Here is a 12,407-nt window from a genome sequence, read left to right on the forward strand (position 1 = left end):
GCTGGGGCATCGAAGTCACTCTTCCTCGTCCTGCCCACCCTGCTGCTGGTTGCGCTGGTTGCGCTGCTGCTGTTCCTGCTGCTGTTGCTGCTGCTGGTCGCGGCCGCGCCCCTGCTGCTGATCCTGCTGGTTCTGCTGGCCCTGCTGCTTCTGGTTCGGGTTCTGGTTCTGCTGTGCCATGTCCGATCTCCAAAGCCACGCGCGGAATGCGGTGGACGGGACCATCGTCTGCAGCGATTGGTTAATCACACGTGGGTGGCCGGCTACATTCGTGTGTACGCCTGTGAATGAACGCGCGGAACCTCTTGCGGCACAAGCGCCTGAAGGATTCATGCGGGTTCGGCATGTGCTCATGCCATCCTCAGCGTTGCTCGCATTCATGGCGCTCGCAGCCGGAGACACGCGCTGAACGAGGCTGGCTTTCCCGGCTCACACAGGGAAGCCAACGCTGCATTCATGGCATCACCGGCGGCACGTACGCCAGCGTCATCCCCAGCAGCCACAGCAAGCCCAGCACCAGCGGGATATGCACCAGCAGCTGGATGAAGGTGAAGCCCACGATGTCGCGTGCCTTCAGGCCCAGCACGCCCAGCAGCGGCAGCATCCAGAACGGGTTGATCAGGTTCGGCAGCGCTTCGGCCGCGTTGTAGACCTGCACGGCCCAGCCCAGGTGCGCCTTCAGTTCGTTGGCGGCCTGCATCACGTAGGGCGCCTCGATGATCCACTTGCCGCCACCAGACGGCACGAAGAAGCCCAGCACCGCCGAATAGACGCCCATCACCAGCGCGAACGAATCGGTGCTGGCCACGTGCACGAACAGGCTCGACAGCCGGTGCGCCAAGGTCTGCCCGTCACCGCCGGCGGCGTGGGTGAGGATCATCGCGATACCGCCGTACAGCGGGAACTGGATCAGCACGCCGGTGGTGCTGGGCACCGCCTTGGCCACCGCGTTGAGGAAGCTGCGCGGTCGCCAGTGCAGCAGCAGGCCCAGCGAAATGAACAGGAAGTTGTAGGTGTTGAGGTTGGCGATGGCGGTGACCACCGGCTTGTTGGCGAACTCGTTGAACAGCCAGCCGAACGCCAGCAGCGAGAGCAGCACGGTCAGCAGCGGGCTGTATTCCAGCCACTCGCCCGGGCGCGTGCGCTGCTGCAGTGGCTCCGGTTCGGCCTGCGCGGCACCGGGGAAGTCTTCAGCGGTGCGAGCGCTGCCGGCCGCAGGCGCGGTCAGCCAAGCGATCAGCAGCGAGACCAGGATCAGCACTGCGGTCAGCGCGATCGACTGCCACAGGAAGATGGTTTCGGTGAACGGCAGCACGCCGGTGATCTCCACCAGCCCCGGCGGCATGCTGGCCGGGTTGGCCTGGAGCTGTGCGGCCGAGGAACTCAGCCCCATGGCCCACACCGCGCCCAGGCCAAGATATGCCGAAGCACCGGCCGCGCGGTAGTCCATGCGCAGCTCGGTACGGCGGGCCAACGCGCGGACCAGCAGGCCGCCGAACACCAGCGAGAAACCCCAGCTGAGCAGCGAGGCGAGCATGCTGACCAAGCCCACGTACACCACCGCGCCGCGACCGGTGCGCGGCACACGGGCGAGGAAATCGATGAAGCGTGCGACCACCGGCGCGGTGGCCACGGCGTAGCCACCGATGACCACGAAGGCCATCTGCATGGTGAAGGGAATCAGGCTCCAGAAGCCGTCACCGAAGGCGCTGGCGGTGGCCTGCGGGGTCGAGCCGAAGCCCATCGCGGCCAGCGCGACGATGACCACGCCCAGCACCGCGAACACATACGCGTCGGGGAACCACTTTTCCGCCCAGGCGGCCGAGCGCAGCGCTGCGCGCGCCATCCAGCCATCCTGTACTGCTGCCTTCGAGGCCATCGCCTACCCTCCCAGGTTCGATGGATCGATTCTGGGCGGTGGGGTGCAGGCTGTCAGCCACCTATTGGTCGTAGGCGGCGGAAGGCCCGGCGCTGTGCGCCGCCGCCCGAGCATGGGCTCGGGCGCTACGGATATCCGGTTTCGGGGGGCCACCTGTAGAGCCGAGCCCACGCTCGGCTACGCGTCTCAGCGCAGCGCCAGGTCCACGGCGATGCCGGCAAACAGCGCGGCACCCACCCAGTTGTTGTGCAGGAACGCCTTGAAGCATGGACCGCGTTCGCGGTTGCGGCAGATCCAGAACTCGTACACCACCAGCACCGTGGCCACGGCCACACCGGCCAGGTAGTACCCACCCAGCCCGCCACGCACGCCAACCAGCGCCATGGTGGCCAGGAACAGCGCGTAGAGCACGCCCTGGATGACCAGATCGAGATCACCGAACAGGATCGCGGTGGAGTGCGAGCCCATCTTCAGGTCGTCCTCGCGGTCGACCATGGCGTACCAGGTGTCGTAGGCGGTGGACCACAGGATGTTGCCGGCATACAGCAGCCAGCCCAGCATCGGCACCTCGCCCTGCACGGCGGCGAACGCCATCGGGATGCCCCAGCCGAACGACATGCCCAGGTAGACCTGCGGCAGATGGGTGTAGCGCTTCAGGTAGGGGTAGCTGGCGGCCAGGAACACGCCGATGAAGCTCAGGCCGATGGTCAGCCCGTTCATCGTCAGCACCAGGCCGAACGCAACCAGCATCAGCACCGCAAACAGCGCCAGCGCGGCGCGGCCGCTGATCGCACCGGTGGCCAGCGGCCGCGCCTTGGTGCGCTCCACATGCGGGTCGAGCCAGCGGTCAGCATAGTCGTTGATGACGCAACCGGCCGAGCGGGTCAGCCACACGCCGGCGGTGAACACGAACAGCGTCCACAGCGGCGGCAGGCCGCCGGCAGCCAGCCATAACGCCCACCACGTGGGCCACAGCAGCAGCAGCGTGCCGATCGGGCGATCAGCGCGCATCAGACTCCAGTAATGCCGCCAACGCGGCGTCGCCGGCGACTGCGGCGAAATGAGGGGGGTATCAGCCATGGCGATAGGATACTCCTGCGCCTCTGGCAGGGCTTTGCCGGTGGGGGGAGATTTGTTCGACGAAACTGGATAGAATGCCGGTCCCGCACCGCCTCATGGCGCTGCGATGCCCGCCCCGGCACTGGCCGACGGCGCGGCGGTTCTACAACGCGCCCGTAGCTCAGCCGGATAGAGTAGTGGCTTCCGAAGCCATTGGTCGGGGGTTCGAATCCCTCCGGGCGCGCCATCTTCCCCTGCTCGTTCCCGTCACCCCGGGCCTCTCGCTTGCGCTTCCACGTCAACGTGGCTCAGGAGCGAACGGCATCGAGCGATGTGTGCAACCTTGAAGATCGCGCACGACGATGGAAAGCGCCTGCCCTTTCTGCACGGCACCGGGCAGGAAGGCGCCCTTGCCGTCGTACAGGAGGGTTTCAATCTCACCACGTGCAACCACCAGGTCCGCAGCCGGCGGCTTGAGCTCTTCCAGAACAACACTGAAGGGACGCCAGGCCAGACCGTGTTCGTCGCGGATATCGGTCGATACCGCGTGTGCATGCGCCTGCCGATCCACGCTGGCCAGTGGCAGCCGTAGTGCCTGCGATCCCTCCGTAGCGATCTGGAACCTGCCAAGGACCACGGTATCCACAGTTTCACTGCCGATGTAGGTGATCGTGGCCTCGGGACACTGCACGGCATCGGCCGGGTGCGATGCACACGCGGCCATGCTTGCGGTCAGGAGCAGAATGATCGGCCGGATCATTGGCTGGCACCTGGCACATCGCTACCCTGCCCGGGGTTTGCAGCGGCGCGCGTAGTGGTAGCGCCCGGCCTGCGCGCATAGCTGTAATCGGGATCGCGCCAGGCGCGCACGATCGGACTTCGTGCGTGCCTGATCGCGCCGGGGACCCAGGACAACATCAACACCACGGCCCAGATCGCAGCCAGCCAGAACCATCGGCCCGAGGCATAGGCCCAGATCATGGGTAATGCAGCCAGCATTACGATGATCTGCGTATACAACAGGTAGAGCGTATACAGGCCCAAGCGAGGATCCGAGCGCAGCACCACGCCACATCCCCTGCATGCCGTCTTCGCCTGCCGTCTCGATGCGGAAAGCAGTGGAAACCGCTGCCCCGCGGCGCCGCAAAGTGGACAGGTGAAGGTCAGCAGGCGCATCAGGCAGCTCCTCTCTGTCGTTTGACATCAACTGTCCGGCACGAAGCCGAGCCTAGCATGGGCTTGGTAGGGGGACGCCACAAACAACAACGCCGGGCTATGCCCGGCGTTATGTTCAAAGCAGTCGAGCATGGCTCGACTCTACACAGAGCAGATCAGTACCTGCCATCGAACGCGAAGATCGGCTTGCGCTGCTTCCACGCACCTGCAGTGAAGTCCGGGAACTCCAGCGTCTGGAAACTATTGGCGATCGACTGCTCGCTCAGCGGCGTGATCGCACTCCAGGTCACCGCATCGTAGATGTCGATCGGCATCGGTGCCTTGGCCTTCAGCGCCTCGACAAACGCATGGATGACGAACCAGTCCATGCCACCGTGGCCGGCGCTGGCGGCGGTGTCGGCGTTCTGCTTCCACAGCGGGTGCTCGTACTCGTCCTGGTACTTCTTGAACTCTTCCCACTGGTGCGGCGGGCTGCGGCCTTCGATGTGGATCGAATGGTTCACGTCCATCCACAGACCCTTGGTGCCCTGCACGCGGAAGCCCATCGAGTACGGGCGCGGCAGCGAGGTGTCGTGCTGCAGCAGGATGGTCTCGCCGTTCTCGCAGGCCAGCGTGGTGGTGACGATGTCGCCGAGCTTGAACTTCACCTTGGTGCTGGGGTGGGTGGTGCCGCCACTCTTGGCCACGGTGTATTCGTGCAGGCCACGCGCCTTGGTCGCGAAGGCATTGATGTGGGTGAAGCGGTTGCCACGGTTGATGCCGGTGTACATCGCGCACGGGCCGATGCCGTGGCTGGGGTACAGCTCGCCGTTGCGCTCCACCGAATGCTCGGTGCGCCAGCGCGCTTCGCTCCAGCCCTTGGGCCCGAACTCCGCGCCGCTGTCGTAGGGCTGGTTGGGGTCGCCGGAATTGAACTTCACGCCGCGCAGGTCGTGCTGGTAGCCGGCCTGCAGATGCACCAGCTCGCCGAACAGGCCCTGGCGCACCATCTGCAACGCGGCCATCACGTCGCGGCGATAGCAGACGTTCTCCAGCAGCATGTACGGGGTACCGGTGCTCAGCTGGGTCTTCAACACGTCCCAGTGGTCCTGCAGGGTGATGCCGGCCACTACTTCGCAGCCCACGGCCACGCCGGCCTGCATCGCGGCAATCGCCATCGGCGCGTGATACTCCCACGGCGTGGCGATGATCACGCCATCGATGCCCTTCTGATCCAACAGGCGCTTCCAGGCATTGGTGTCGCGATCCTGGCCGTAGGTCTTCGGGGCCGGCTTGCCGGCCTTGGCCACCATGTCCATGGCGCGGCCGAGCATGATCGGCTCGATGTCGCACAACGCGACCACCTCGACATCGTCGCGGCGCACCAGCTCCTTCAGCAGCACCAGCCCACGCATCCCGGTGCCGATCATGGCCAGGCGCACCTTGCGCCCGCGTGCCCATGCCGGGGTCTGCGGCAGCAGGCTGCTGGCGGCGACAGCGGCACTGGCCGCGATGAATTCCCTACGCTTCATGGCAGACATCTCTCCTCTTGGCAGCGAGCCGGCCGTAGCCGGCCCGCCGGGTCACGCAAACGGAATTACTTGAATCGGTAGCCGATGGTCACACTGTAACCACGACCGAAGATGGTGGCGTAGTCACTGGAGTCACCCAGGAAGCTGTTCGGATCGTAGAACGGCAGGCGGTTGAACAGGTTCTTGACGGTGAAGCTCAGGTTCCACGCGTCATCCGGGCGCCAGGTGACGCTCATGTTGGCGGTCCACCACGACGGTGCACCATCGCACTTGCTCTTCTGCAGGGCCAGGTAGCCGCCGGTGCAGGTTTCCTTGTTGTTGCTCTCTTCGTCGATCTGGTCGGTGGCCCACTTGGTGCCGCCCACGTAGTTGACGAACATGCTGGTGGTCACCTGCTTGTAGGTCCAGTCTGCATTGAGCGTGGCACGCAGGCGCGGGTTGTTGTAGTAGCCCACCACGTCGCCGTAGTACCAGCCGTTCTCCGCGTCCATGTAGAAGCGGTTGCGGTTGGCGATGGTGGCGGCCAGGCCGATGTTCAGGTTGCCCCAGTCGCCCAGCGAGAAGCGGCTGCGCGCGTCGATGTCGAAGCCGTCGATCAGCGTCTTGCCGCGGTTCTTGTACTGGCCGACCACGCTGGCCACGTTGCCGGCGGAGTAGCCCGGCAGGGTGGCCGGGCAGCTCACGCCGCTGGCCGGGTCGGCGCACATCGCCGCCAACTGGGCAAGATTGGCACGGTCGCTGTCGGTGATCGGCGAGCGCGACATCGAGATGATGTCTTCCATGCGGCGGTAGTCCGGCGCGACGATTTCATTGTCACGGTAGATGAACCAGTAGTCGGCCGACACCGACAGCCAGGTTGCTGGCTCGTATACGAAGCCGAGGGTGGCGATCTTGGCCTTTTCCGGCTTCAGGTCCTTGTTCGGCTGGGTCATGCGCGCCACGGTGCGGCTGCAGTCGACGTTCAGCAGGTTCTTGCCGAGGTCGACGTCACCCGGCCGCTGCGACTTCAGCAGCAGGTTGGCGATGGCGTTGGTCTCGCCGCAGCGCAGTTCATCACGGAAGCCACCGAGCTGTGCGAACACGCCGCCATTGCCGGACTCGGCCAGGCTCGGTGCGCGGAAGCCGGTGGAATAGGTGCCGCGCAGCATCAGCTGGTCGAAGGCCTGGTACTTGAAGCCGATCTTCGGCGCCACGTTGGCACTGAAGTTCGGGTACTTGTCCACGCGCACCGCCGCATCCAGTTCCAGCTTGTCGGTGATCGGCGCCACGGTCTCGGCGAACAGCGCGTAGGTGTTGCGCTTGCCGTCGAACCACGAGCCACCCTGCTGGGTGATCAGGCCATTGGCCGCATCGGCATTGCCCGGGGTGTAGAAGGTCTCGCGGCTGGCGTTAAAGCCGAACGCGGCGCGCATCTCGCCGGCCGGCAGCTGGAACAGCGGTCCTTCGATCTTGCCGTCCAGGGTATGCAGGCGGGTCCACGACTGGATGTCGAAGGTCGGGAATGCTTCACGGATCAATGCGGCGTTGGCTTCGCTGATCTCGCCGAACTTGTACGCCGGGTGGTCGGAGATGATCACCCGACCGGTACCCGGATCGATCGTGTACGGCCCGAACGCCTTCTCGAAGCCCTTGGTGTTGACGTTGATCGTCTGGTAGGTGGTGGAGTGGGTACCGGCGCTGGCGAAGGCGGTCTCCCAGTTCCAGTCACCTCGGTTGCCACGCGCACCGGCCAGCACGCGGTAGCTCTTGTCGGTGTTGCGCTGGCCGAAGTAGTTCGGGCCGGCATCCTGCAGCAGGTAGTTCAGGCCGACCACCCCGCCCATCATCGCCTTCAACTGCGGACTGGCATGGTTGTATTCGTTGTTGGGGCCCAGGAACGGGTACAGGAACTGGTTGACGGTGTTGCCGGTATTGCGCGAGAACCAGCTGGTCGGGTTGCCGGTGGTGGTGCCGTAGGTGCGCGGCGTGCCGCCGTTGGCGCGCAGGTCGATGTCGGTGTAGGTCGCCTCGGCGAAGATCTCGGTGCTGTCACCCACCAGGAAAGTGCCGTTGAGGTAGGCGGTGTTGCGCTCGGACTTGGCACCGGCGTCGATCTCGTTGTTCATCCAGGTTTCCCAGACGCAACGCGGACCGGCCGCTTCACTGGTCAGCACGTTCCTGCAGCCCGGCGCGGCTTCCTGCACGCGGCGGCCGGTGACCGGATCGAAGGCGAAGTAAGTGCCCGGATTGAATTCACCCGGCTTGCTGCCCACGCCCAGGCGCAGGTTGTTGAGGTAGTTCGGATTGTTGACGTAGTACTGGTCGGGCCGCTTGTCGTAGAAATCGCTCAGCGGAATCGCGTCGCGGCGGTACATGTTGACCGCACCGTAGATGTTGAAGCGGTTCTCGGCCAGGTCACCGAAGCCGGCGGTGATGCTGGCCTGGCGCTCGCCGTAGGAGTCGATGCGCGAGGAGGTGTCGTTGGTGAAGCTGACCTCGGCGCCCTGGAAGTTGCGCTTGGTGATCACGTTGATCACGCCGGCCACCGCGTCGGTGCCGTACACCGCCGAAGCGCCGTCGGTCAGCACTTCCATGCGTTCGATGGCCGCAGCCGGGATCGCGTCGATGTTGACGAACTGGGTCTGGAAGCCGGCCGGTGCACCGTAGTACGACAGGCGACGACCATTCAGCAGCACCAGCGTTCCCTGGGCACCGAGGCCGCGCAGGTTGGCCTGCGAGGCACCGTCGGAACCGGTGAACAACGAACGCGCATCCTGCTGCGCCGGACGTGCGGCAGGCAGGTTGTCGAGCACCTGCAACAGCGTGCGCGCACCCATGTTCTGGATGTCCTGCTTGCTGATCACCTGCACCGGCGAGGCGGTTTCAACGTCGGTGCGGCGGATGTTGGAACCGGTGACCTCGATGCGGGCCAGGTCGGTGGCCTTGTCCTTGCTCTCCTGGGCGAAGGCAGGAACGGCGACCGACAGCAGCACGCCGGCGATGGCCAGCGACAGCGGAGCGATCGAACGACAGGGGGGGCGGTGGTGGCGGGCGGGCAACATCGGGGTTCTCTCCTGGCAGGGGTGCAGCGCAATAAGTGAGCGCGTGGGCGTTCGGCGGGCAAAACGCTCCCGGGCCACGGCCACGAGGGCCGTAGTCGGAATGGGCGGGGGGAGGAGCGGTGTTACGAGGGGGTCATGGGGCGACGATGCTGGCGGAGTCGCCCTCCTGGCCGATCAGTACGGCGTTGGCCCAGTTGGCACAGACCTGGGCGGGTTGGCTGCCCTGCGCACCCAGCGTGCGCAGGCTCAGGGTGGAAAGGCCACGGATGTCCAGCTCCGGCTTGACCACGCCGGGTGCCTTCACCAGGCCGCTGTCGTACAGCAGGCGGTTGTCACCCCAGACCTGGAACTGCAGGCCACCGGCGCTGCGGCAGGCGTCGTCGATGCCGAGGTCGGCACGCAGCAGGTGCCAGCCGCCCTGCAGGCGCAGGTCGATGCGGCTGTTGGCGCCGACGCCCAGGCCACGGCGGAACTGCAGGCCGTTCATGCGCATGCCGGCATCGCCACGGAACGACTGGTCGGCGCGCACCTGGCTGGCCAGCGCGGCCGGCACCGGCAGCTCGGAGAGATAGCGCTGCCGGGCCGGTCGCTCCGGTTCCTGGTGTTCGAGGATGTGGAAGGTGGACAGTGCGATCGGGCCGACGTCGCGCGGCTGCAGCGCATCGAAGGCGCGGGCACTGCCCTGTGCGGCGGTAACCATCGGATCGGTGCTGCTGGCGCCATCGCCTTCCGGGTTCTGCACGCTCAGCACGCGGAAGCGCAGCAGGCGGCCGGCATGGGCCGGGAACGCGATGCGCTGCACGCCTTCCTTCAGCTGCAGGCGGCCACGTGCGATCGGCTCACCCCATTCGCCATTGCTGTCGCCCAGGTACACCTCGTAGTCGCGTACCTGGCCGTGCTTCCAGTTCTTGTCGTTGCGCGGCGCGATGTCGATGCCATCGATCATCCTGCGCTCGCCGAACCCGATCACCCACTCATGCGCACCGGTGCGCACGGCTTGGTTGCGCACACTGCGGAACCAGGTGGCCGGATCGTCGTCGAAGGCATTTTCCAGCGCATGGCCAGGCTCTTCAGCCGGGCGGTTGACCACCAGCAGGCTGTCGGCCGGCAGTTCGCGGCCCAGCACCGGCGCAGCCGGAAAGGCATCGTCGGCGGCCGCAGCGGCCACCGCGAAGTCCAGCTGCAGCTGCAGCGGCTGGCGGATGTCCTGGCTGGCGGTGCGCACATGCAGCGTGCCGCGTCGTTCGGCGGCATCGAAGTACCAGCCTTCAGCAGCAGCGTTGAACGCAGCGGCATCAGCCAGCGCCGGCAGCGCGCGGCCAGCGGCCTGCACCGCACGCGGCGCCTGGCGGCTGAGCACGCGCAGGCCGTAGCGGCGCTGCGCCAGCTGGCCGTTGTACTGGCCCTGCACCGCATCGATCTGCACCTGCACCGGGCCACTGCCCTGCACCGGCGCCTGCACGCGGATCACCTGCGTGCTCGACTCGCCCTGCTGGTAGCGGCGCGTGTTGCCATCGTCTTCGTACAGCGTGTACTGCGAATCGCCCTGCGGGTACAGGTCGAACGTCACTTCATCCAGCGGCTTCTCGCCGTCGAACAGCATCGACGGGTACATCGGCAGGATCGCACCGGCACGCACGAACACCGGCAACGTGGCCAGGTCCACCTGGCGGTCGAGCTGGCGGCCGTCGGCGCCGGCCTGCACGCGGCGGCCATCCCAGTAGTCGATCCAGCCGCCGGCCGGCAGGTGGATGTCGCGGCGCCAGCCACGGCTGGCGGCCTGGCTGCGGTACACCGGCGCCACCAGCAGGTCGCGGCCAAGCAGGAACTGGTACTTGTAGGTTTCATCCTGCGCATGCGGGTCGCGCGGGTTGTCCCACATCAGGCCACGCACCGGTGGTGCGCCGGTCTGCGCGGCCTCGTGCACCAGGCCGTACATGTACGGGGTCAGGCGCATCTTCAACTTCAGGTAATCGCGGTTGATGCTGCGGTAGGGCTCGTCGTACCACCACGGATGCTTGCGTGCGTTCGACGACCAGCCGCTCATGCCCATCAGTACCGGCGTGAACGCCTTCCACTGCAGGTCGCGGGTGAAGGTCTCGGCGCTGCCGCCGAAGATCGCATCGACGTCGCCGCTGGCGTAGGCCATGCCGGACAGGCCGGAACCGACCAGGGTCGGCACATGCCAGCGGATGTAGTCCCAGCTGCTGCTCTGGTCGCCGGTCCAGGCCACGGCATAGCGCTGGATGCCGGCCCAGCCCATCACCGTCCACAGGAACGGGCGCGAATCGGAATTGTCGAGGATGCCGTTGAACGCCTGGCGGTTGGCGTCCATCGCGAACTGGTAGCCCTTGCCGGTCCAGGCCACGTCCAGCTTCTGCACGCGGCTGCCGGCCTCGCCCACTTCCCAGGCGATCTTGTCGACGCCGTTCTCGGTCCACAGACCGGTGCGGAAGCCGTACTTGGCCAAGCCCTGCACGGTTTCCGGCAGCTTCTTGTAACCGCAGCCGTAGCCATCGTTGGGCAGGATCCAGCCACCGGGCATGTCGTGGGCACGGTACTGCTTGGCCACCGAGTCGATCACATCCGGCGTGGTGCCGGTCGGGCCGTCACTCCAGCCTTCGGGCACGGTGCCGGGCTTCTTGCTGTTGTCGCCATCGTTGTAGCAATCGGCGTCGCCGTAGGACAGCGCCCAGCGCGCGACCATGTTCGGGCGGCCAGTCAGCTGGGTGTAGCGCTCGATCAGTTTCGGCAGGTCGGCGCCGACGAAGTAATAGGCATCGAAGCGGTCTTCGCGATGCAGCAGCGTGGACTGGTCGGCCTCGCGCAGATCGTAGCTGCCATCGCTCCAGGTATTGCGCAGCATGCCCCAGCCACGGCTGCTCAGCAGCATCGGTGCAGGGCTGGGGCGGTCGCCCTCTTCCCAGCCGCCGGAATAGGACACCTCCAGCTCGCGGCCCTTGAACTGGTAGCGGCCGTTCTGCTGGCCGCCACCGAAGTAGCCCTCATCGGCCTGCGAGGACAGCACCTGCACGCTCTGCGTGGCATCCAGGTCCAGCGGCTGCAGTTCCTGCCACAGCGCGGTGGGTTGGCCGTTGTCCAGCCGTTCCAGGCGCATGCGTAGCGGCTGCCGCTGTACATGCAGCACCAGGGACTCGGTGCGCACGCGGATTTCCTGCGCGTCTTCTTCCAGCTGCGCCTGCACGTTGGCCTTGGGCTGCGGCAGTACGATCGGCGCGGCCTTGTCGCCGGCGCCGGTCAGCGTGCCGTTTCGGCCGGCCTGCACGCGGACGATGTCGGTGGCCGGCAGTTCGATGCGGATGCGCGCTCCCTTGTCGGTCTGCAGGTCCCAGCCCTGCACGCCGTCGCGGCTGGCGCTGGCGGCAACCGAACGCAGGTTGCCGACCGGCTCGGCCTGGGCCGGCATGGACGCCAACATCAATGCCGGCACCAGGGCCAGCATCAGCGGCGAGCGACGAACGCAGATTTCCACACGGACTCCCAACCCGTTCACCGGGCGTTTCGAAAGCGGTTGGGCCGACTCTAGGGCAGCGATTCGAAAGATGTCAACAAATTGAAAGGAAAAAGGAAGATATATTCCACTGAAACGAAAGTTGTTGCGTCGCAATACTTTGTGTAATCGATTGCAGCTGCCTGTTAAGCATTGTGCGATACGGCATTCGCCCCGTTCTTTCGTTTTCCCGAGTGCTCGGCAGCGGGAAAAGTCATCGCGTCATTTTC

The 12,407-nt window shown here is 66.0% G+C and carries 8 protein-coding genes and 1 tRNA gene; 1 reads left to right on the plus strand and 8 read right to left on the minus strand.

Going from position 1 to position 12,407, the window contains the following annotated elements:
* Positions 1–15: 15 nt before the first annotated feature.
* From O0J15_RS07085 to ubiA, 3 genes are all read right to left on the minus strand, one after another.
* Positions 16–180, minus strand: coding sequence for a hypothetical protein (locus tag O0J15_RS07085; RefSeq protein WP_005414774.1), 165 nt, complete (start codon positions 178–180; stop codon positions 16–18).
* A gap of 274 nt (positions 181–454) precedes the next feature.
* A complete protein-coding gene (locus O0J15_RS07090) occupies positions 455–1,879 on the minus strand; it encodes a TIGR00366 family protein (protein WP_308305372.1) in 1,425 nt (474 codons plus the stop codon).
* A 186-nt stretch (positions 1,880–2,065) separates the two neighbouring features.
* Entirely contained in the window at positions 2,066–2,959 is an 894-nt protein-coding gene (gene ubiA, locus O0J15_RS07095; protein ID WP_207048855.1) for a 4-hydroxybenzoate octaprenyltransferase, read from the minus strand.
* A gap of 149 nt (positions 2,960–3,108) precedes the next feature.
* Here ubiA and O0J15_RS07100 point away from each other — a divergent pair.
* Positions 3,109–3,185, plus strand: a tRNA-Arg gene (locus O0J15_RS07100).
* A 51-nt stretch (positions 3,186–3,236) separates the two neighbouring features.
* Here O0J15_RS07100 and O0J15_RS07105 read toward each other — a convergent pair.
* The 5 genes from O0J15_RS07105 to O0J15_RS07125 form a co-directional block, all read right to left on the minus strand.
* Positions 3,237–3,698 carry an adhesin gene (locus tag O0J15_RS07105; RefSeq protein WP_308305373.1) on the minus strand — a complete coding sequence of 154 codons (462 nt, stop codon included), beginning with the start codon at positions 3,696–3,698 and terminating at the stop codon, positions 3,237–3,239.
* Positions 3,695–4,114 carry a hypothetical protein gene (locus O0J15_RS07110; RefSeq protein ID WP_019661622.1) on the minus strand — a complete coding sequence of 140 codons (420 nt, stop codon included), beginning with the start codon at positions 4,112–4,114 and terminating at the stop codon, positions 3,695–3,697. The genes O0J15_RS07105 and O0J15_RS07110 overlap by 4 nt, the downstream gene beginning before the upstream one ends.
* 155 nt (positions 4,115–4,269) lie before the next feature.
* Positions 4,270–5,625 carry a Gfo/Idh/MocA family protein gene (locus O0J15_RS07115; RefSeq protein ID WP_155030279.1) on the minus strand — a complete coding sequence of 452 codons (1,356 nt, stop codon included), beginning with the start codon at positions 5,623–5,625 and terminating at the stop codon, positions 4,270–4,272.
* A gap of 65 nt (positions 5,626–5,690) precedes the next feature.
* A complete protein-coding gene (locus O0J15_RS07120) occupies positions 5,691–8,666 on the minus strand; it encodes a TonB-dependent receptor (protein WP_308305374.1) in 2,976 nt (991 codons plus the stop codon).
* Positions 8,667–8,799: 133 nt separating this feature from the next.
* On the minus strand, positions 8,800–12,159 hold the full coding sequence (locus O0J15_RS07125; RefSeq protein WP_308305375.1) for a TIM-barrel domain-containing protein: 3,360 nt from the start codon (positions 12,157–12,159) through the stop codon (positions 8,800–8,802).
* Between the last annotated feature and the right edge of the window lie 248 nt (positions 12,160–12,407).

It is taken from the genome of Stenotrophomonas sp. Sm10 (assembly GCF_030985515.1).
Taxonomy (GTDB): Bacteria; Pseudomonadota; Gammaproteobacteria; order Xanthomonadales; family Xanthomonadaceae; genus Stenotrophomonas; species Stenotrophomonas hibiscicola.